This window comes from Flavitalea antarctica, assembly GCF_054461535.1.
The window spans coordinates 169,710-191,574 of sequence record NZ_JBTLQG010000002.1 but is presented as its reverse complement, the minus strand read 5'-3'; the positions used below and the strand labels follow the sequence as shown (position 1 = coordinate 191,574).

General features: G+C 45.2%; 18 protein-coding genes. 12 read left to right on the top strand and 6 right to left on the bottom strand.

What is annotated here, in order from left to right; translation table 11 throughout:
* Window positions 1-130 precede the first annotated feature (130 nt).
* The 3 genes from gndA to pgl all read left to right on the top strand — a co-directional run bounded on the left by gndA (window position 131) and on the right by pgl (window position 3,944).
* On the top strand, window positions 131-1,570 hold the full coding sequence (gene gndA, locus ACX0G7_RS03155; protein WP_458921966.1) for an NADP-dependent phosphogluconate dehydrogenase: 1,440 nt from the start codon (window positions 131-133) through the stop codon (window positions 1,568-1,570).
* Between the two features lie 102 nt (window positions 1,571-1,672).
* Window positions 1,673-3,190, top strand: coding sequence for a glucose-6-phosphate dehydrogenase (gene zwf, locus ACX0G7_RS03150; RefSeq protein ID WP_458921965.1), 1,518 nt, complete (start codon window positions 1,673-1,675; stop codon window positions 3,188-3,190).
* A 25-nt stretch (window positions 3,191-3,215) separates the two neighbouring features.
* Entirely contained in the window at window positions 3,216-3,944 is a 729-nt protein-coding gene (pgl, locus tag ACX0G7_RS03145; protein ID WP_458921964.1) for a 6-phosphogluconolactonase, read from the top strand.
* 8 nt (window positions 3,945-3,952) lie between these two features.
* Here the strand turns inward: pgl and ACX0G7_RS03140 are convergent, their stop codons facing one another.
* Window positions 3,953-4,366 (bottom strand): Dabb family protein, encoded by a 414-nt coding sequence (locus ACX0G7_RS03140; protein ID WP_458921963.1) that lies wholly within the window; start codon window positions 4,364-4,366, stop codon window positions 3,953-3,955.
* Window positions 4,367-4,522: 156 nt separating this feature from the next.
* Here ACX0G7_RS03140 and ACX0G7_RS03135 point away from each other — a divergent pair, with 156 nt between their 5' ends.
* Entirely contained in the window at window positions 4,523-8,386 is a 3,864-nt protein-coding gene (locus ACX0G7_RS03135; RefSeq protein ID WP_458921962.1) for an AsmA family protein, read from the top strand.
* A gap of 132 nt (window positions 8,387-8,518) precedes the next feature.
* Here the strand turns inward: ACX0G7_RS03135 and ACX0G7_RS03130 are convergent, their stop codons facing one another.
* The 3 genes from ACX0G7_RS03130 to ACX0G7_RS03120 all read right to left on the bottom strand — a co-directional run bounded on the left by ACX0G7_RS03130 (window position 8,519) and on the right by ACX0G7_RS03120 (window position 12,176).
* The gene (locus ACX0G7_RS03130; RefSeq protein WP_458921961.1) at window positions 8,519-9,751 is read right to left on the bottom strand and encodes an N-acetylmuramoyl-L-alanine amidase family protein; all 1,233 of its coding nucleotides are present in this window, start codon (window positions 9,749-9,751) and stop codon (window positions 8,519-8,521) included.
* A gap of 149 nt (window positions 9,752-9,900) precedes the next feature.
* Complete coding sequence (locus ACX0G7_RS03125; protein WP_458921960.1) at window positions 9,901-11,694, bottom strand: acyl-CoA dehydrogenase family protein; 1,794 nt, start codon at window positions 11,692-11,694, stop codon at window positions 9,901-9,903.
* A gap of 41 nt (window positions 11,695-11,735) precedes the next feature.
* The gene (locus ACX0G7_RS03120; protein WP_458921959.1) at window positions 11,736-12,176 is read right to left on the bottom strand and encodes a MarR family winged helix-turn-helix transcriptional regulator; all 441 of its coding nucleotides are present in this window, start codon (window positions 12,174-12,176) and stop codon (window positions 11,736-11,738) included.
* Between the two features lie 117 nt (window positions 12,177-12,293).
* Here ACX0G7_RS03120 and ACX0G7_RS03115 point away from each other — a divergent pair, with 117 nt between their 5' ends.
* Genes ACX0G7_RS03115 through ACX0G7_RS03105 form a run of 3 tightly spaced genes read left to right on the top strand, consistent with a single transcriptional unit; the run spans window position 12,294 to window position 15,529 of the window.
* Complete coding sequence (locus tag ACX0G7_RS03115) at window positions 12,294-13,157, top strand: alpha/beta fold hydrolase (RefSeq protein WP_458921958.1); 864 nt, start codon at window positions 12,294-12,296, stop codon at window positions 13,155-13,157.
* Between the two features lie 13 nt (window positions 13,158-13,170).
* A complete protein-coding gene (locus tag ACX0G7_RS03110; RefSeq protein ID WP_458921957.1) occupies window positions 13,171-14,367 on the top strand; it encodes a glycosyltransferase in 1,197 nt (398 codons plus the stop codon).
* Entirely contained in the window at window positions 14,342-15,529 is a 1,188-nt protein-coding gene (locus tag ACX0G7_RS03105) for an ABC transporter permease (protein ID WP_458921956.1), read from the top strand. Before ACX0G7_RS03110 ends, ACX0G7_RS03105 begins: the two co-directional genes overlap by 26 nt.
* A 9-nt stretch (window positions 15,530-15,538) precedes the next feature.
* Here the strand turns inward: ACX0G7_RS03105 and ACX0G7_RS03100 are convergent, their stop codons facing one another.
* Both ACX0G7_RS03100 and ACX0G7_RS03095 read right to left on the bottom strand, forming a co-directional pair.
* On the bottom strand, window positions 15,539-15,955 hold the full coding sequence (locus ACX0G7_RS03100; protein WP_458921955.1) for a hypothetical protein: 417 nt from the start codon (window positions 15,953-15,955) through the stop codon (window positions 15,539-15,541).
* 142 nt (window positions 15,956-16,097) lie between these two features.
* Window positions 16,098-16,568 carry an Lrp/AsnC ligand binding domain-containing protein gene (locus tag ACX0G7_RS03095; protein WP_458921954.1) on the bottom strand — a complete coding sequence of 157 codons (471 nt, stop codon included), beginning with the start codon at window positions 16,566-16,568 and terminating at the stop codon, window positions 16,098-16,100.
* Between the two features lie 551 nt (window positions 16,569-17,119).
* Between ACX0G7_RS03095 and ACX0G7_RS03090 the strand changes: the two genes are divergently transcribed.
* The 5 genes from ACX0G7_RS03090 (at window position 17,120) to ACX0G7_RS03070 (ending at window position 21,840) form a co-directional block, all read left to right on the top strand.
* On the top strand, window positions 17,120-19,237 hold the full coding sequence (locus ACX0G7_RS03090) for a phosphocholine-specific phospholipase C (protein WP_458921953.1): 2,118 nt from the start codon (window positions 17,120-17,122) through the stop codon (window positions 19,235-19,237).
* A 98-nt stretch (window positions 19,238-19,335) separates the two neighbouring features.
* On the top strand, window positions 19,336-19,914 hold the full coding sequence (locus ACX0G7_RS03085) for a hypothetical protein (RefSeq protein ID WP_458921952.1): 579 nt from the start codon (window positions 19,336-19,338) through the stop codon (window positions 19,912-19,914).
* A gap of 619 nt (window positions 19,915-20,533) precedes the next feature.
* Window positions 20,534-21,247, top strand: coding sequence for a tRNA (guanosine(46)-N7)-methyltransferase TrmB (gene trmB / locus ACX0G7_RS03080; RefSeq protein ID WP_458921951.1), 714 nt, complete (start codon window positions 20,534-20,536; stop codon window positions 21,245-21,247).
* Window positions 21,219-21,425, top strand: a complete 207-nt coding sequence (locus tag ACX0G7_RS03075; RefSeq protein ID WP_458921950.1) for a DUF5522 domain-containing protein — start codon at window positions 21,219-21,221, stop codon at window positions 21,423-21,425. The genes trmB and ACX0G7_RS03075 overlap by 29 nt, the downstream gene beginning before the upstream one ends.
* Window positions 21,406-21,840: an MGMT family protein gene (locus tag ACX0G7_RS03070; protein WP_458921949.1), complete on the top strand. Its 435-nt coding sequence runs from the start codon at window positions 21,406-21,408 to the stop codon at window positions 21,838-21,840. The genes ACX0G7_RS03075 and ACX0G7_RS03070 overlap by 20 nt, the downstream gene beginning before the upstream one ends.
* Window positions 21,841-21,865: the final 25 nt, after the last annotated feature.

The following is a 21,865-nucleotide window of genomic DNA, read 5'->3' as shown; positions in this document are numbered from 1 at the left end:
CTTACTAATTCTTACAAAGAAATGATTTATTCATTCACAGCATTGCTTCATCACAAAGCTTCATAACAGAAATTGCCATTGGTGAAAATACAAATTACCTACTTTTACGCCTTCTTAGACAAGTTTAAACATGACAAATCAACTATTCGACTTCGGAATGATCGGTCTCGGTGTGATGGGACAGAACTTTCTTTACAATCTTGCCGACCATGGCTTCACGGCAATTGGCTATGACAAAGACATTAAAAAAACTGCGTTACTTGAATCTTCGGCAACACCAGGAACTACCGTTAAGGGAGTTAACAGCCTGGAAGAAATGGTTGCCCTCCTTGCAAAGCCCAGAAAGCTGATGATGTTGGTTCCTGCCGGTAAACCAGTAGATGATGTGATCGAAGCGCTTAAACCATTGGTGGAACCAGGTGATGTTATTATCGACGGTGGAAATTCTCATTATACCGACACGCTCCGCCGCGTGAACACCTTGCATGAAACGGGGATCCATTTTATGGGGATGGGCGTGTCAGGTGGAGAGCAGGGAGCCCGCACGGGACCAAGTATCATGCCCGGCGGAAACGAGATTGCATGGCATTCAGTGAAACCCGTACTTGAAGCAGTGGCGGCGAAAGTTAACGGAGTTCCCTGCGTATCTTATCTCGGCAGAGGTGCAGCGGGTCATTATGTAAAGATGGTTCATAACGGGATTGAATATGCGATAATGGAACTGATCAGTGAGGCTTATGACATACTGCGTCGCGGGCTGGGTCTTTCCAACGATGAGCTGCACGATGTGTTCAGAACCTGGAACGAGGGCGAACTTGAATCGTTTCTTATTGAGATAACTGCGGCAATTTTCAAACAAAAAGATAATATGACGGATGGTCACCTGATTGACCAGATCCTTGATAAGGCAGGCGCTAAAGGCACAGGTAAATGGACCTCACAGGATGCACTTGATATTGGCATTCCTATTCCTTCAATAGACATGGCGGTTGCCATGCGCAATATCAGCTCTCACCGTGATGAAAGACTGAAGGCTGCAATCCTTTATCCTGTCGGAGTAAAAGCGATCCCATTGCCACAGGAAGTATTTATTGAAGAAGTAAAAAATGCATTGGCATTTGCGATCCTGATCAGTTATGCACAGGGGCTGGCTATGTTACAGAAAGCCTCGGCAGACCTTTCCATGGATATTCCCTTGCCGGAAGTCATTAAGGTATGGAGGGGAGGTTGTATCATACGGTCCGCCTTACTCGACTTGTTTGCGAAAGCCTACGCGCAGGATCCAAAACTTTCTAACCTTTTACTGGATAAAGAAATAGCCCGGTGGGTGCTCAACAAAGAAGCTGATACCCGCACGGTGGCCGCATTGGTTGTCCGGGCAGGTTATCCTTCCGGCGCGCTCTTAAGTTCTTTGGCATATTTCGATGCATATCGCAGCGCCCGTCTGCCAATCAATCTTGTGCAGGCCCAAAGAGACTTTTTTGGAGCACATACCTATGAAAGGTTAGACGGCACCGGAACTTATTTTCACACTGAATGGACAGTCGGTAAGTTTGAGCATTTACCCTGACCTTCGGATCAACCGGATCAACGGCAACCATTAATGGTGTTGCTTTTCCGGGGCCTGGGTTTAATCGTACCAATAATTATTTTTCAATTGTAGATATTCTTTATGATACAGAACCACAAAAGACCACCGGCATCTCTCCTGTTTATTTTCGGAGGAAGCGGTGATCTGAATTTTCGCAAATTATCACCCGCTTTATACAATCTATTTATTGATGACTGGATGCCTGAAAAATTTGGCATAGTCGGCATCGGAAGAACAGAATATTCGAACGAAAAATACCGCAATCATCTCCTGGATGGTATCAAACAGTTCAGCCGTCGTAAAGACGAGCAGAACGGCAAATGGAAAGATTTTTCGCAACACATCAGCTATCTGCAAATGGATGCTGAAAATGAGGCAGAATACGCGAAGATTGCTGAGGTTGTCAAAGAAAAAGAAAAAGAATACGGAGAACATCCCAATGTAATTTTTTACATGGCAGTAGCTCCGCAACTTGTGCCTGATATCGCCAGTAAACTCGGACCACTCAATATCTGTGCTGATACAAAATGTACCAGGATAGTTGTTGAGAAACCGTTCGGTCATGACCTTCAAAGTGCTCATGAACTTAACCAGCTGCTTTCTTCCATGTTTTCGGAAGAGCAGATCTACCGGATCGATCATTACCTGGGTAAGGAAACCGTTCAGAACATACTCGCACTTCGGTTTGCAAATGCATTGTTCGAACCGATCTGGAACCACAATTACATAGATCATGTTCAGATAACGGCGGCCGAAACCGTTGGCCTCGAGGGGCGAGGGGGATATTATGAACATTCAGGCGCACTCAGGGATATGGTCCAGAATCATATACTTCAATTGATTTGTATGATAGGTATGGAGGCACCGGTATCCTTTGACGCTAACGAGATCCGCAACAAGAAAGTTGATGTGCTGAATGCAATCCGACCCGTAAAACCAGATGAAGTGCATAAGTTCGTGGTACGCGGACAATACTCAACCGGGTGGATGCAGGGAAAAGAGGTGGTTGGTTACCGGGAAGAAAAAGGCGTTGACCCGAATTCTCCGACAGATACTTTTGCGGCAGTAAAGTTTTTTATTGAGAACTGGCGCTGGCAGGACGTTCCGTTTTACGTGAGGACCGGTAAGAGAATGCATCAGAAGACTACCATTATCACCATACAATTTAAACCAGCACCCAGTTATGCGTTTCCGCCGGAAGCGACACAAACCTGGAGACCAAACAGGCTAACCATCAGCATCCAGCCAGAAATGGACATCAGGCTCAGATTCCAGGCAAAACGTCCCGGCCAGGCAATGGTGCTGAACCCGGTAGACATGGTATTCAGTTATGAGGATGCTTACGACGGCCACGAACCCGAAGCTTATGAAACATTGTTACTGGACGTTATGGAAGGAAATGCCACCTTATTTATGCGGGCGGACCAGGTTGAAGCAGCCTGGAAAATAATAATGCCCATACTGGACGCATGGGAAGCACGACCACCGGTGGATTTCCCGAATTATGCGCCCGGTTCCTGGGGCCCGGAAGATGCCGAGGCACTGATTGCGAGGGATGGCCATAACTGGGTCACCCTACCACAGGCCCATAAAGACTGACCGATAACTTAAAAACTGATCCTGTATGAAACTTCATATCTGCAAAGACAATAATGATCTCAGCATGCAGGCCGCCGCGTGGATTGCCGCCGTCATCAAACGGACCCTTGAAAAACAGGACCGGTTTACCCTGGCACTTTCCGGGGGCTCAACGCCCCAAAAATTACATAGCCTGCTAAGCGGTTATCCTTACAGGGAAGATATCGACTGGACAAAGGTCCATATCTTCTGGGGCGATGAAAGAGTGGTTCCCCTGGAAGATGAAAGGAACAATGCAAAAATGGCTTTTGATACGCTGCTCGATAAGGTGGATGTTCCGATGCAACAGATCCATATCATGCGCACAGATATAGAGCCCGCTGAAGCAGCGGCTGAATATGAGAAGGTGCTCCAAAAATACTTCGGATCCGCCGGCTATACGCTGGATCTCATACTGCTCGGAATGGGCGACGATGGACATACGCTTTCGTTGTTTCCCGGAACACCCGTGATCCATGAAAGTAAAAAATGGGTCACTTCTTTATTCCTGGACTCACAGAATATGCACAGGATTACACTCACAGCGCCGTTCGTCAACAGGTCGGCAAGAGTTGCATTTCTTACTTCCGGTAAAAGCAAGGCCCCGGCATTGGCACAGGTACTGGAAGGAGACTTTGATCCCGATCATTACCCGGCCCAGGTGATCAAACCGATGGGAGAATTGCATTGGTTTGTAGATGAAGACGCAACGTCCCGGCTTTCCCGCAGCCACTAAAATCGCTGTTAAACATCTACCGAATCATAGACCACCACCTTCTGCCATAATGCAGAATAATCTTCGATAAACTTCAGGTGAATAGGATCGGTCTGATAACTTTCCTGGTCGGCCGGATTGTTGAAATGAAGCATCCAGGAAATGGAATATGATCTTTCAATTACATCGCGATGGGTGTCGGCAGGCTTGCCGATATGGAATGTCTTGATGGTTTTGACCTTCGAAAGTTTTTTCAGTCCTTCTACCAACTTATCACGGTCTGCAGTACTGGCCGGATTCTTCAGGTAAAAAAATACGTGGTGAATAAAGATATTATTCGCTGTCATAGATGATGCGGTTGTATATGTTAGTGATGCAATGGAAGTGAGAATAGCGGCTTTACCTGTATTAGCAATAAAACTGCGTCGGGAATGTTTTGACATATAAATTCAGGATTGCGTTAGGGTGTTAAATTTATGTATTTAATGCCGAAAATGCTTAATTAGGAAAATGAAACCGAAATAAGGTTTAAATTTAATATAATTACTCGGGCACCCTTCACTTAGGGTCATCGTGTGTGAATCTTAATCTTATCTTTTTTGAAAAAAACCGGCAAGTGGAAATGGTTGCTCTTTGTTTCGATGGGCATTGCCTTGTTGATCACAGCAAGCTATCTCGTCTTTATATATAGATTCAAAGAGATACTAAAAGCGGTTATTGAAAAAGAGACTCGTGGCCAGTACACTTTTAGCGCAGCCAAAGTAAACCTGTCTATCTGGGATCAAAAGATCACGCTCAACAAGGTTATCGTTGCTCCTCTTGATAGTGCGCAAGCGTCCGCTGATTATTTTATCTCTGCGCAAAAAGTTTTTCTCTCCGTAGAATCCCTTCGTGACATAATGTTCAATGAAAAGTTGGTTGTAAATGACATCATCATCAACGAGCCTTATTTCCGGATAACCGTACATACCGACAAACCCAGGGCTACCGATGAATTTCATCCCTCGACGATCACCGACCTTATCAACAACCTCACCCAACGTTTGCAGGTTCGTAGCTTCCGGTTGACGAATGCTTCCTTTGAGTATAAAACGTTCAGGCACCAGGCACCATTCCTGGCGGACCATATCAACCTCAGAATATCCAACTTCAGGAAAAAAGACTCGATGACGAACGACCTGATGTACACTGATGATATTGATCTGTCCATTAAAAACCAATCCTGGAAGTTTCCGGGCGGAAACCAGGAGCTGAAATTTTCGCAGCTTCATTATTCCGCAAAAGATCAGTTTGTGGAGATTGATTCCAGCACCTTAGTGATAAGGGGGGAAAAAACACCTGATACTATTTCGTTATACGCAGATCAGTTCAGATTCAGCCCAAGAAGACTACAGGAGCATCTCTCAAACAATGAATTTGTAGTGGACAGCCTGGTCTGTTTAAGGCCGGTCCTGGTACTACGTAAGGCATTCAGCAATCACCGGGATTCAAGTGGGTCGATCTCCGGAGCGCTCAACCAGATGTTTAACAAAGTAGAGCTTCGTTATATAAATATTATTAAAGGTTCTTTCGCAATTTTCGAAAAAAACAGGACCGGCAGTTCATATTCAACGGAACAGGCAGATATCCGGATTTATAATCTCCGGGCGCTTAACGATCAGGTGAAGCCACTGAGTGTTGATAGTGTAATGTTTAATCTGAACAACCTCACTTTTGTGACCAATGATAGCTTGTACCAGTTGACGGTAAGCAAATTCGGCCTTCGGAATAATAACCTGACTTTCATAGATGCAAGCTTTGGTAACGCGCCTGGCAACTCCAGGCCATCCAACATGACATTTACGACGCCTGAGTTGCAATTCAGGGATATTGATCTTGAAGAATTGATGAAGAAAAAACTTAAGGCACCTGCAATTTCGATATACCGGCCGACGATCAGGCTTTTCACGAACGGAAAAAAACATGATGACCATGACAGCAGTGAAAAGTTTTCCTTCAAAGCTTTCTATAAAGTGATGAACGGTCTTGATGAGCTTATTAACGTTGACAGCTTCCGCATCATCGACGGTAATATGAGATTAAGGTCTGCTAAAAATATATTTAATGCTGATTTTAATTCCATAAACGGTGTTGTACTCATAAACAAATTGCTGCAAAGCGACTCACTCGTTGATATCAAACGCGCATTACCCTGGATGAATGTCAGGGTGGCTTCCTTATCATCTCCGGCGTTCAGTCTTGGGCTTGATAATTTTCAATTTAAGGGAACAGCCAAACACAGTTATGCTGAAAACCTGGTGTTATCCGCTCCTTCAGGAACGACAGTATCCGCTAAAGATTTAACCTGGAACATACTGGATTGGGATGTATTTCAGATATCCAGGATCATTAAGATAAGAACACTTCAGATCAGGGAACTGACAGCAACCGTACAACCGGCTACATCTCCCGGCAAAAAAAAAGGCAGTTTCCCGGTTTTCATAATTGACACTTTCGAAATTGGCAAAGTTGGTTTCGGACTGAAAAGCCAGTATTCAATATTAGATCTAAACGCTGATCAGATCCACCTGACGGATTTTAGCTCGCGGGATGAGCAGCTCAGGTGGACAGATCTGCGTGCCAGGATCAGCCCGTTTCATTTTAAGAAAAATGGAATGGACGCATCATTTAAATCGATGATGCTAAGCAATCGCGGCATAAATCAGCTAAGGGATGTGAAACTTCAGCTTAACAACAATGACAAAGAAGTCAATTTCGAGGCACCCGTGATGAATCTCAATATGGCATTTCAAAGTGCTGATTTTTCAAAATTGGTCCTGGAATCAATAGTTTCCGATACTGCTTCTCTAACCATTCTTGCCAAAAAGAAACCGGTCATGGGCCAGGAAGCGGGGGCACCAGGGGATCAGGCGGAAGAAGATGAGATTCAAAAGGTTTCCGTTACAGGGGTTTCAGCTAGCCAGCTTAATTTAAAAAACAATTCGGTCGTGTATATTAACGAGGCCGACTCAATCACGGTTAAGACCACGCTGGATCTATCAGGCAACACGATCGTATATGAAAACAACGAGGCGTTACCTTTCAGATTCAAAGAGCTGGATGTAGCCATGCGTGATCTCAAGTTTGATCAAAAACGGATCAGGGCATTCGCACCATCGTTTAATGCAAGATTTACCGACGCGAAACTGGGCCGGTCGGCCAACAGGTTGTTTGGCATAAATGCTGGCATTGATCTTAACTGGAGCTCCCTTGATTTCGCGATGGATTTTGCTGATTCAGCCGCATTAACAGCGAAAAATATTTCAGGAACATTGTTGGCTCCCGCCTTCGGACTTTCAGCCAGTACCAAAATCGAATGGCTGCCTCTGCTTAAACTGGCGACCTGGAACAGCGGCCAGGCAAGTTATGAGAATCGGGATCTGAAAGCAGAGGCTGAAGATCTCAGTTGGAACGGTCCGAAAAGTTCGTTCACAAGCGGCCGGTTCTCCGTCAAACCAAAGGTCAACGCGGCTACTGCGCTTAAAAAAGCACGTTGGCAACGAGATGAATTGGTTGTTGACGGCGAAAAACTGGGCGTGGAAGGTATAAGTTATGATCCTTCTTCGGGTGACTCCACGCTTTCGATCAATAAAATCATCCTTGATAAAATAAATCTCCAGGCCAGCCGCGACAAACGTGTTCCCTTCAGGCATGGAATAGAGAAAATGATGCCAACGAAACTCATCAGTTTAGTGCGTTTCCCTATCGCTATCGATTCGGTAATACTAAAAAGAAGTAATGTAACTATTCATGAGATTTCCGCTAAGACCCAAAAAGCAGGGACCATACCGTTACGTAGCCTTGAAGCAACAATAACGAATATCCGAAACAGGGTAAATACTGATGATGTGCTTGGTGTTTCCGCGACATCTTTAGTGCTGGATAACAGGATTAATCATATGCGATATGATGAGCTGTATCATGATTCTCTGTCACCATTCATCATGAAGTTTTATGCTTCACCAATGGAGTTAACGAGTTTCACAAAAGCAAGCCAGCCACTGGCCAATGTAGGGGTAAAAAACGGTTTATCAGATACGCTGTATGCGCACTGGACCGGCAATAAATACGCGGCAATAGGAAGAATGAATTTTCACTACAGAGGGTTGAAGATTGCGTTGCTCAATAAAGATGATCCTGAAAAAAGACAGCTGACGCTCCGGATACTAAACTTGTTGGCTAATTCAGTTGTTCGTAACGCTCACTTCGGTGAAGAGATGGTTTATTATGAGCGCGACACCGAAAAATTTGTGTTTAATTATTGGGTGAAAACGACGTTCAGCGGTCTGATGTCAAGCGTTGGTGTTAAGCGTAGCCGGAAATATATCAAGCAATATAACAGGTCGAAAGAAAAATTTTCTTTACCTGAGATACCGCCGGTAACACCGGTTTCCTCGCCGGTTATATTAACCAGCTCTTATTGAGGGTATCTTAAAGTGTTTGTCTGAAGATTATTCCTTCGACATTTCTTAATCCATCCCGTCAACCGCGTTCTCGTTTCAGACATTCGTTCAATTCAGTTTGCTTAACCCGGTTCTTTCTTCAACCCTGATTGATTAATCCAGTTTTCTCAACCAATCTTTGACGCCTCTTTGTATTTGCTTTGCCACTCTTTTTTGAAATTTTGGATCAGCGATAAGTTTTTCGTCTTCATCATTACTGAGGAATGCAATTTCAACAAGACAGTTCGGATACTCAGTAGGACCACTCAGCGCAAAATTGAAGGCACCGACATTACCAAAATTCGCTAACCCCATCGCCAGCATCCTGCTTAGAACTTTTTCAGATAGCGGGCGAAAGCCGATATAACGATAGTAAGTACTGGTGCCACGTATGGCCGCGTTGGCAGATGAGTTCAGATGCAGGCTGAGCAGCAGGTCAGGGTTTCGCGCCCGTAACATAAGCGCCCGGTCAATCATACTGATATCAACATCAGCTGTCCGGGTCATGTACACCTGGTATCGCTTTCGTTTAAGCCTTTTACTGAGTTCATTGGCAAACCTGAGTGTGTACTCTTTCTCGGTGATTTTTGTGTTCTTGCCCATAGCGCCGGTATTTGTTCCACCGTGCCCTGCATCAATAGCTATTGTTAGATTTTTTGCTTTCAGCGAAGGTTGCCTTTTGATCCTGATGATCAATTTCTTTGAAGCGCTGTCATAGGAAATATAATGGCCCCAGTGCTGCTGGTGCGCAAGCTGAACATGTACCCTGAGCAGATCATCTTCAAGCTGTTCATACCAGGCGTTCCTGATTTCTTTTGCCGTACCCGTCTGAGTGATCCAGTTTGTATTACTGGTTGCACCAAATATATCAATGGTAAGACCCGAAGGAGCCAGTGTTTGTTGACTCCTGTATGGTAATCTTTCATCAAGCTGTATGCTTATGTAGTCATGATGCTGGTCCCCGTAAACCTTCCAGCTAGCGCTCAGGTAATAGGGCTTCCTGGTAGTAACAGAATCAGGCTTCGTATTTGTTTTTGGGATATAGCCTGTATGTTTTTCTGAGAGCTGCACTTTGTAGTCTGTTGCAAAAGAGTCAACCACAAGCAAAAGCAGGTTGCTGTCGAGATAGGTCATCTTGGCGCCTCCCAGGCGGTCATCACCACGGCCATATTCGAGATAAGGCATAGGACCAGAGGTTCTGACCAGGAAAGGTAATTTAGTAATTCCCGTGTCGCGCACTACCTGCTGTCCGGTTATGCTGTCGTGGATCACGGGACGAACAGTGTTTGTATCCTGGGCCATCGTGTGAAAACCGATAAATAAGAGCAGGATCAGGCTGAATTTCATTCGGCCAAGATAAGAAATACCGGCTATGAGCATCTGCAAATTCAACTGAAGAATACCTATCTGCACTATAAAAAATATCCTGCAGCAATGAAACTGCTGCCACTTTATGCTACCAGTCAATTTCATTCCTGCAGGATCGATAAATTTGCCTACAGCGGATAGCTGTTATCGGCTATCAACTTATCGGCTATACGTCTGCGTGCAAGTTTTGAATTGAAAGAATCTGCCTTGCTGAATCTTTTTATCCCAAGCAACATCATTCTTTGTTCATCCCCTTCAGCAAATGAATTGATAGCATCCTTTCCATATTTATTTATCCTGTCGGCAGTATCATAAATAAAGGTCTGAACGATATCCTTTTCAAACGCACATGCCGCTGTTCCCTTCTGTTCAACCAGTTTGATCAATCTCAACAACGCACTTTCAGCATGGTAGGTCTCGATAGCCATATCTGCGATGTTCATAAGAATCTCCTGCTCAGACTCCAGTTTCATCATTAGTTTCTGAACCGCTGCTCCCGCAGTCATCAGGATTGCTTTTTTGAATGCGATGATCATCTTTTTCTCTTTGGCAAATTCACCATCGTCATCGCTGTTGAAATCCGGGATACTCATCAGTTCTTTCGAAACAGCCATGGCAGGCCCCATCAGATCTATTCTGCCTTTCATCGCCCGTTTCAGTACCATGTCCACTGTCAGCAAACGATTGATCTCATTGGTGCCTTCGAAGATCCGGTTGATCCGGCTATCGCGAAATGCTTTTGAAACAAGGTACTCATCGCTGTATCCATTACCACCATGGATCTGAACTCCCTCATCCACTACAAAATCCAACACCTCCGAACCGAAAACCTTCAGCATAGCACATTCAATGGCGTATTCCTCTGCAGCGCCAAGCAACGCTTCATTAAACGGCTTACCCTTTTGTAGCAGTTCGTGTTCTTTATCATCTATCCATTTGGCCGAACGATATAACCCGCTCTCACAAACCCAGATCTTAATTGCCATCTCGGCAATTTTTGATTTTATCGCACCAAAAGAGGAGATCGGCGTTTTAAACTGCTCGCGGGTATTCGCATATTTAATGCTGTTGGAAGCAACACGTTTGGATGCACCAAGTGCTGCAGCGCAAAGCTTAAGCCTGCCTATATTCAAAATATTAAAAGCTATGATATGGCCCTTACCTATTTCACCAAGTACATTTTCAACCGGAACTTTACAGTCCTGGAAATACAATTGTACGGTTGAAGAGCCTTTGATGCCCATCTTATGTTCTTCCGGTCCCTGGGTAAAACCTTCAAATCCGCGCTCAACTATAAATGTCGTGAATTTATCTCCGTCAATCTTTGCAAACACGGTATAGACGTCCGCAAAACCCCCATTGGTTATCCAGCATTTCTGACCATTTAGTAAATAAAATTTGCCATCAGCCGACAGTGTCGCAGTAGTTTTAGCACCGAGAGCATCACTTCCGCTGTTTGGCTCGGTTAACCCATATGCTCCTTTCCATTCACCGGAGGTAAGTTTTGGAATATACTTTTGCTTTTGTTCTTCAGTACCAAAATACAGGATTGGCAACGTTCCTATCCCGGTGTGCGCAGCAACAGCTACGGAAAATGAAAATCCGCCACCAAGTGCCTCGTTGACCAAAGTAGCGGTAATAAAATCTTTACCAAGTCCATTGTATTCTTCCGGGATAGAAATTCCCAGGAGGCCCTGGTCACCCGCTTTTTCCAGTAAGCCTGGCATCAGTCCTGGTTCCAGTTTGTCTATACGGTCAATTACTGGCATCACTTCCGTATCCAGGAAGTCCCGGCACATATCTTTGACCATCTGCTGCTCTTCATTATACTCCTCAGACGTGTAAGTGTCAGCGGGAACACTTTCCCGCACCAGCCATTCTCCGCCTTTCAACAATGTTTTATTTTCTGTGATAGTGCTCATATCTGCAAGTTTTATAGTTAGCTAATGAATTTGAGGGCCTGTTATTTAAGATTATCATAAACGATTTTCAATACCTCCTTACATACTTCAATTCTTTCCTGGGGTACTCCGGTCAAAGCTTCGTTTAATGTCTCTTCCGCCAAACCCATTGATTCATCCTGCAGGGTCTGGGATTGTTTGGTCAGATAGATGAGATTGATTCTCCGGTCAGAATCAGAAGGCACACGTTTAACGAGGTCGAGCTTCTCAAGATTATCAACTAACCTGGTGATACTCGGCTTATCCCTGAAACTCGCATTGCATAATTCCTGTTGACTGATCCCATCTTTTTTCCAGAGATGGTATAACACGCTCCATTGTTCGATCGTAAGATTCAGCCCCGCATTATTGAACTTCTTTTGCAGCCTCCGGGCTATGGCAATCGATGCGATCCCGGTAATAAAGCTGTAAAGTTCTCCTTTCTTAAAATGGTTGTTTGACATATAGTTGTTTATACAACTATTCAAACTTAATTAATTTCCTTCGTTTAATCAAGTGGTTTAACGGATTTTTTTGTGGAGCAGGGCACTACCTGTGGTCGCAAATTCGGGCGGCGCGTGATGGTAATACAAAATGGAGGCAGTAGATTGCGGGTGGAGATGCTTGCAGAATTTATAGAACACCATAATTCGCTGATTCACTATCATTTTGCTGACCGGGGTCCCCGTCTCATCGTTTGTTTTCATGGATATGATGAGAACGCGCTATCCTTCGGGATTATGCAGGACGTGTTTCCCGCAGGTTGCTCGCTGTTGGCGATCGATCTGCCGCATCACGGCAAAACGGAGTGGAACGATGCTTTTCGGTTTGATGCGAAGATGCTCTGGGATCTGATATTGAGTATCTGCAGGAAACATCAACGTGATAACCCCCGCATTGAACTTGCGGGGTATAGCCTCGGCGGAAGGATTGCCCTTAGCCTGTTGGATCACCGGCCCGAACATGTCGACAGGGTGATCCTGCTTGCGCCGGATGGCCTGAAACTGAACTACTGGTACTGGCTGTCGACAAGCACTGTGATAGGACAAAAGGTATTTGCCATCACGGTGAGAAACCCCGGGTGGTTGCTTTTTACGTTGCGGGTAGCCAACAAACTAAAGATCATCAATCCTGCTGTGTTTAAGTTCAGCTGGTTTTATCTGAAAGAAGCCGGTACCCGTAAGCTTTTATACAGAAGGTGGATGTCTATGCGATGGATGCAACCTGATCTGAAGACAATCAAAAAACAGATCCAGGACCGCGAGATCCCGGTGTTGCTTATTTATGGGGCTTATGACAGGATCATGCCGGCATCGACCGGAATCGCATTTTGCAGGGATACGCACGACTTAATTAAGGTGGAACTTTTGCCATGCGGGCACCAGATCATGCAACTGAAAAACAAAAAGAATTTATCGAAAATTTTCAGACGTTTGAGATTCTGACATCCTATTACTTATGGTGCTGTTCTATTTTATATTTATCATCCTGATGATTGGTTACGCGGTGTTGATAGCCTTTTATCATCGTGAATGGGACCACATACCTGAGATGGAGTTGGAGGGATCATACAGACAATCGTCGGTTAAAGGGGGGGATGAAGAACATGATGTAAGTATCTCGGTAGTTGTTGCTCTGCGTAATGAATCGGAAAATGTTCCGCGTTTATTGCAATCGTTAAAGAACCAGGATTACCCTTTTGCACTCACGGAGATCATATTAGTGGATGATCATTCAACCGATAATACTTTCGAACTGATCAGTGCTTATATTGAACCCGGATATATAAAGGTGATCAGTTTGCAGGATGTTGCCGGGGTAGTAACGGGATCATTTAAGAAACAAGCCATCACTGCCGGAATTGAAATTGCCGCTGGCAGGCTCATCGTTACAACAGATGCAGATTGTAGTTTCCAGCCGAACTGGCTAAGTACGATTGCTGCGAGTCATATCCGGACCGGAAGTGTATTTATCGCCGCCCCTGTGCGATTCAGAACTACTAACAGTTTTTTATCCATTTTTGAATCACTTGATTTCATCACCCTCCAAGGAATCACCGGCGCTTCGGTCTCTTCAAAGTTTCACACCATGTGTAATGGAGCCAACCTCGCCTACACCAGGCAGGCTTTTTTAGAAGCAGATGGGTTCACCGGTATTGATCATATCCCGAGCGGGGATGATATGCTGCTTATGTACAAAATCTGGCGGAAGAACCCGGGTAAGGTGACTTATCTTAAAGCGAAACAGGCAATTGCGGATACTTCTGGAGCCGTTTCCGTGCGTGATTTTTTCAACCAACGTATCCGGTGGGCGAGCAAAGCGGCACATTATGAAGAAAAAAGAATATTCTGGATACTGCTGATGGTTTACCTGGTAAATGTTTCGTTTGTAATTGCGGGCATCGCATCTTTTTTAAAGACAAATTATTTTATTTTTTTTATCCTCATGCTTATTGCGAAGGTGTTGATTGAATTCCCTTTTGTAAATAGTGTGGCAACCTTTTTTGGCCGGCAGCGCCTGATGCGGTATTTTCCGTTTATGCAACCCTTTCATATCCTGTACACTATCATCGCAGGTTGGCTGGGAAAATTCGGTTCGTATGAATGGAAAGGCAGAAAAATAAGCAACCATGGCAACAGGGTTAAAGGAGCGTAGTACCTGGAGAAGGCTCCGCAAAAACAAGGGAGCCATTGGCGGGATTGTGATCATTATCCTGGCAGTTATGATTGCATTGCTGGGATACCTGGTCGCGCCGGATAGTTCGGCTAATGCTAACCGTATGATCGTCGAAATCGGCGGACAGAAGCCCGGCTTTTCAATGTTATTCTTAAAACTTCCCACTCAGCGTGAGCAGGTTCAGCCATCTTTTTTTGGAAAATTATTGTTCGGCGGCAAAGACAGGTATGACTATATTCCTATTACGGGATTTACTGAAACCGGCGACAGCCTGGTAATTACCCAGTACATTGACGAGGGTGTGGAAGAACGAAGAGCTTTTTTCCTGGAAAAACCCTCTTCAAAAAACAAAGACAATAGCAACCAGGCTTTGAAAACGCTTGACAATATAAATGGGACCAACAGTGGTCCCGACAGTATTAATGCTAACCTGCAGCATAGAAGCATTAGTGAATACGAGGTTGAGAGGATCAGGTTTCATCTTGGCACAGATAAATACGGGCGGGACATATTAAGTCGGTTATTGATCGGCGTTAGGGTAAGCCTCGGCGTGGGACTTATTACCGTCATCATTTCTTTAAGTATTGGTGTGTTGCTTGGCGCCGTTGCGGGTTATTATCGTGGTTGGGTAGATGAACTCGTTATGTGGTTCATCAATGTGATCTGGAGCATCCCTACCCTGTTACTTGTTTTCGCCATCACACTTGTGTTGGGCAAAGGGTTCTGGCAGATATTTATTGCCATCGGGTTAACGATGTGGGTGAGTGTTGCCCGCATTATCCGCGGACAGGTACTGGCGGTAAGGGAAATGGAGTATGTAGAGGCTGCGCGGGCTCTTGGATTCTCAAATGCGAGGATCATTATGAGACATGTCTTGCCAAATGTAATGGGGCCCGTTATAGTAGTGGCAGCTTCAAATTTTGCTTCAGCTATAGTGATCGAGGCTGGTCTCAGCTTCCTGGGGGTGGGGGTGCAGCCGCCGCAGCCCAGCTGGGGCCTGATGATAAAGGAAAATTATAATTTCATCATTACGCATAATCCCATGCTGGCACTTGCCCCGGGAGTGGCTATTATGATACTTGTGCTGGCTTTTAACCTGCTGGGCAACGGGCTTCGCGATGCCTTACAGGTCAAAGATTAACTGGCAATCTTATTTCCTGGAGTATCTGAAGGAACCGGTAAACTTATTGGAAGAGCAGCTCTTTGAAGTCACTGTAATTTCAACGATTGACGGCACTCCGAGCGGTGTAGCCGTGATGGTGAAATTCGTAACACCTGTTGTTGCATTTTTAGTTTCGGTATAAAAAGCTGTTGATGATGATTCTGGTCTTGCTTTCACTTCTATTGTTGCGCCTGCCGCGGGAAGATTCGCTGAGACGTTTACGGCCACCGGGAATGTTGTTCCCGCAGAAGGTGTTTGAGTAGATCCGATCGCCGGGGTCGTCGACACCGTCATTGCCGTTTCAGAGCAGGATGTTGGAGTTGTACCGCCTCCACCTTTGCCACAGGCAGCAATACCGGCCAGGAAAAACAGGATGATAACAAGCGGCATTAAAGTTCTTTTCATGACAGGTGCGATTAGCTTCAGTTGAATTGGTTTTGTAAAGTCGGAATCTTAAAAATAATCCTAATATTCAATGATCAGAAACACTAATTTATTGTGTAATGACAAGATAATTGTTCCAATTGCTGTTCTGGTACCCGGTTTTCTATTGCTTATAAACCTGTACGTTCCTGCTCAGGCTTTCTTCCAGTGAAATGAACGTTTCTGTTCGCTCAATTCCCTTGATCTTCTGCAATTCGTCGTGAAGAACGTATCTCAGCTGACCAATATCTTTGCAGACGATCTCTGCAAACATGCTGTAATTTCCGGTAGTGTAACTGAGCCTGACAATCTCTGGAATCTTGTGAAGTTCCTTGGCAACGGAATCATAAAGGCTGCTTTTTTCTAAATAAATCCCGATAAAAGCAATCACGTCATATCCCAACTGTTTGATGTCTACATTTAGTTTTGTACCTTTTACAATGCCGGCTTCCTGAAGTTTCTTTATCCGTACATGGATCGTTCCTCCTGAAACAAACAGTTTTTTACCGAGGTCCGCATAGGAGATCTCTGCATTGTCCATCATTTCGTGAATGATCTGGAGATCCAGTTTGTCAAGATTCAATTTAGCTCCCATTTTTGCAATGTGTTTTTGGAATTCGTCAACGATATTAGCAAATATTTGAATAAAATCGAAATTTCCAAAATTTTTATTGAACAAATTACAAGAAAATGAGGGTTTTGATGTAATATTGCACTATCAACGTTTAGAAATGGTGGGAGATCTTTCAAGATACTTCATAAATCTGCATAATCGTTGTGAATCTTGTGGGATGATGAAATTTTGGCAGACATACCCTCTTGTCTCGGGGGTGGGGATCATAGGATAAACGTTACGTAATGCCGGTTTCCGCGAAAGCGGGATTCGACTGGGGTTGACCACCACACATTGCGTTATGGCTAACTACCCCGTGGAGGTTCGAGTCCTCCTCCTACAGCAAAAATGCCCATATACTTCGATTGTATATGGGCATTTTACATTTCGATAAAGCTCAATCCGAAACTTTGGGGCCCTCGTTTGAATTTTCCGAAGGCTGCCCGCGCTCTCAAAGATTTCCATCAGTTTACAGAGTTTGCGTACCCGTTTCGCATAATTTGATGTAACATCGAACCCTGTAAACTTCCCCCATGATAAACAGGAGAAAATTTATCGGCATCACATCCAAAATCGGAGTGGGATCCCTGCTATGGCCTGCCCTGATTGAAAAGGCTTTGGCTGTGGAAGCCGACAGCCCGACCCGTTCCATCAATGATGTAAAGCATATAGTTATCCTCATGCAGGAGAATCGTTCATTTGACCATTATTTTGGAACGATGAAAGGTGTGCGTGGATTTGGCGACCGGTTTCCCATTCCGCTGGAAAGCGGAAAGCGGGCGTTCTTTCAGTCTGATGGAGAACATATCATTCCTCCTTTCCGGGCAAATTTCAAAACCAGTAACGCGGCCCTTGTAAAGCCAACCCCGCATGATTTTCCCGACATGCAGGCTGCCTGGAACCAGGGCAAATACGGGTTCTGGCCAAAGTGCAAGACGCCGTTTTCCATGGCCTATTACACCCGGGAGGAAATACCTTTCCAGTATGCGCTGGCGGATGCCTTTACCATTTCCGATGCTTATCATTGTTCCATTGCAACCGGCACTGATCCAAACCGGATCATGTTCTGGTCCGGGTCCAATTCGGACCCCGATAAACGCGCTGCCGGCATCAACTGTTCCGATAAGGACTCGGAACCGGTGAACCAGCGATGCTGGATTACCGGGAAACATCCTGATCCGGGGTATACTTATAAAGGAAATGCCTTTAAATGGGCCACCCTGCCTGATGTGCTGGAGAAGGCCGGTGTAAGCTGGCGCATTTACCAGGATCCAAACGATAACTGGACAGGGGCGATGCACGGGTGCCTGGCTTTTGAAAGTTTCCGTACAGCGAAACCTGGGTCAGCAATCTATGAGCAGGGCATGAAACACTGGTCACTCGAAGATCTATCAAAAGATGTGGCCGGTAAAACATTGCCTGCAGTCAGCTGGATACTGCCTTCGAGGGCAGATTGCGAACACCCTGGCGGGCCGTCGAGCCCCTATCGCGGAGCTGATTTCACTCATGCTGTTTTGTCGGCGCTTACTTCCAATCCGGACGTCTGGTCCAAAACGGTATTTTTCCTGACTTTCGATGAGAATGATGGTCTGTTTGACCACCTGCCGGCACCAGCCGTCCCCTCTTATAATATTGATGGCACGTTGGCGGGCAAGAGCACTATTGACCTTGCAGGTATGTACTTCGACAACAGCCGGAAGCTGAATAAAAGAAATTACATCGATCCACTTGATACAATAAGCGGCGACATACGCCCATGGGGAATGGGACCCAGGGTACCGCTTTACATCATATCACCCTGGAGCAAAGGCGGATGGGTGCACTCTGAAGTTGCCGATCATACTTCGGTAGCACAGTTTATTGAAAAAAGATTTGGGGTCGTCCTGCCGGCGATCAGTCCATGGCACAGGTCTGTCAGCAGTGACCTGGATTCAGCCTTCGATTTTAAAAATCCAAATGATGCGGTCTTTCCCGCTATGCCACGGACCAGGGATTATGCATCCGTTGAAGCGGCGCTTAAAAATTTGCCGGGTGCAAGGCCGCCCGACATGCCGGAACCTTTGTTCCAGGAGAAGGGGGTTAAGTATTCCCGTGCGCTTCCTTACAAATTGAATACTTCGGCAGAGGTGGTGAATTCAGAACTCAGGTTAACCTTTGTAAATACAGGAAAAGCGGGTGTGGTTTTTCATGTATACGATTTAAATCACCTTGAAATGATTCCCCGGAGATATACCGTTGAGGCCGGTAAAACGCTGGGCGATAGCTGGTCCGTCGCAGCATCAGGGTATGATCTGGAGGTCTACGGTCCTAATGGATATTTCAGAAAGTTCAAGGGAGCCGGCCTGCAGCAGGAACCTGAAACTGTCGTGATATACAACCACCGGACAGGCGGAATTGGGCTTGAGATCAGGAACAGAGCTAGCAAGACCATTGAAGTAATTGTGACATCAAACGCCTATGATTATGGCGAGCCGACGAAGGTGATGGTGCCTGCGGGTAAGTCCGTAAAAAGAAACTGGAACCTTGAGCAAAGCGGAAACTGGTTTGATTTTTCAGTTACCGCTGATGAGAAATTTCTGAGACGTTTTGCCGGAAGGGTAGAGACATCTAAACACAGTATCAGTGACCCGGCTATGGCAACGGAGATCTGAATCTTAGACTGTTGTTCCTGGGAAACGATTCATGTGCTTCTTTTTGCAGTTCACCCGTTTGTTAAGTCCCAGTTCGATCAAATGATGAAATTGTGTCTATGTCAATCAGAGCCGTACTTTTTTTTATCTGCCTTATGAACCTCAATAATGTTTCTGCACAGGAGGGAAACAATTATGGCGTAACTAATCTCACCAAGATAAGTTTTCTCAGCCCTGGGTTTAGTTATGAACAACGGGTCGGCCGTTTTCAAACCCTTTATGGAAGAATCTTCCTCAACCCTTCAGGTTACGTGGGTTATTCCAATGCATTGGGGACCTCATCGCACCTGTATCTCGATCCCGCATTTACCATTGAGTACAGGTGTTATTACAACGCTCTGAGGCGTGGGCGAAAAGGGAAGGATATCGGGATGAATAACCTGAACTACCTTGCGCCCGTTTTCAAAACAACCTTCGACGCAGAAAACAGTGGTCGGGCGATACATAAAACAGGGGTCGTTTGGGGCTTTCAACGAAATTATCGTAGTCGTTTCAGTCTCGATCTGAACCTTGGACTTGGTTATACCTTTGCAAAGGAAGGCCGCACTAACAATGGTGAGATCACGGGTGAGCAAATAAGCGAATTCTCAACAGTGGGGCAGCTCAACCTGGGGTTCTGGCTGAACAGGCGCACGTGAAGGCAGCATGCTAAAGTCGTGGTAAGACTGAACAAAATAATGCAACGGTTTATAAATAATGTGTAGGGACAGTTTATAGACAGTATAGCGATAGGTTATCGACAGTACAGCGAAAGTGCATAGAGAGTATAGCCATAGGTTATAGACAGTACAGCGACAGTCTATAGACCGTAAAGCGAAAGGTTATCGACAGTACAGCGACAGTTTATAGAGAGTAAAGCGATAGGTTATCGACAGTACAGTCACCGTGCATAATTGATAAAATCAGGTGATTCCTGCTATTTTTTCTGCATCTTTGTCGGCCACGGAAATGAGTTTACTCCTTTCCAAGGCCAGTTAATCTTTATCAAATTGTGGAGTGATGGAATTTTGGCAGACATGCCCTCTTGTCTCGGGGGTGGAGAGTTCGGGATAAACGTAGTGTAATGCCGCCTGGGTTTCGGCTTTGGGCGACTGGGGTTGACCACCACATTAATCATTGCGCTATGGCTAACCGCTCCGTGGAGGTTCGAGTCCTCCCTCTACAGCTAAACGCCCTGACCGGGTTCCTTTTGCGGTCTTCTTTCCCGTATTCTGCCTGCTTGCTGAACAAAAGGCGCGTACCATTAACTTTGCAGCAATGGGTCAGAAAAAATTAAAACGTTTTGCGGAACTGCTTGAATTTCCAAATGTTCTCCAGTATCCTGAAGGCACAGCCGGCAAATGGCATGAACGATTTGGTAACAACAATCCAATTACTCTTGAACTTGCCTGCGGAAAAGGCGAATATGCGCTCGGCCTGGCAAGGTTATATCCAGGGAAAAATTACATCGGCATAGATGTAAAAGGGAACCGGTTATGGGTAGGAGCTAAAACTGCGTTGAAAGAAGATCTTCCCAATGTATTTTTTATGCGCACCCAGATCGACCGGATCGCCAGTTATTTTTCGCCGGGAGAAGTTGAATCCATCTGGCTTACTTTCCCTGATCCGCAACTAAGGACGTCTAAAAATTCAAAGAGACTTACGCATCCGAAATTTCTCAGATTTTATCAGCAGTTCCTTAAACCGGGGGGCAGTATTCATCTGAAAACTGATTCACCGAGTCTTTACCGGTTCACCAAATGGGTGATTGCCCTGCACACGCTGGAGCTTATAGAAGATGTTGATGATTTATATTCTTTGGCAGAACTATCTCCCGAATTGAAGATTACAACGCATTACGAAAACCTCGATATTGCGCAAAGTAAGACCGTACACTATCTTCACTTCAGGTTGCCGGCAACCCCGCTGGAGGATAAATCCAATGAGCTAAAATCATTGCTACTTGAAGAACAAACTGACAGAAGGAGTTGATTATTATTTCACCCGTGAAGGGCTGATGGTAATGACCACTGCCTATCATCTACAGCGTGGATATTGCTGCGGGAATGGGTGCAGGCATTGCCCTTTCGACTATGAAAAAGTGCCTGAACCAAGGAGATCAGCATTAATTCATGAAAGAAAAACGATCAATGACAACAAAGAAAAATAGTAAAACAAAGGCCGGTACTAAGAAAAGTATTAAAAGTCAGCAATCATCCCGACCGGAGCAATTGTCAGTGATAACTCCTTCCGGCAGAAAGGATCAATCTTTTTTTCAGCTTGTTTATGAGGTTGCCAGGCAGATCCCGAAGGGTAGAGTTACTTCGTATGGTGCGATTGCGGCCTGCCTAGGGACAAGACTTTCTGCAAGAATGGTGGGTTGGGCTATGAATGGCGCCCATAACATAACTCCCAAAGTTCCCGCACACCGTGTTGTGAACCGCAACGGAATGCTTAGCGGTAAAAATCATTTTGCAACACCTGACACAATGAAGGAGCTGTTAGAGAAGGAGGGCACAGCAGTAGTTGATGATACCGTGGTAAATTTTAAAGAAAAGTTCTGGGATCCTGCCTCCGCGTTCTGAGTATACATTACTTCAATGCCCGGTT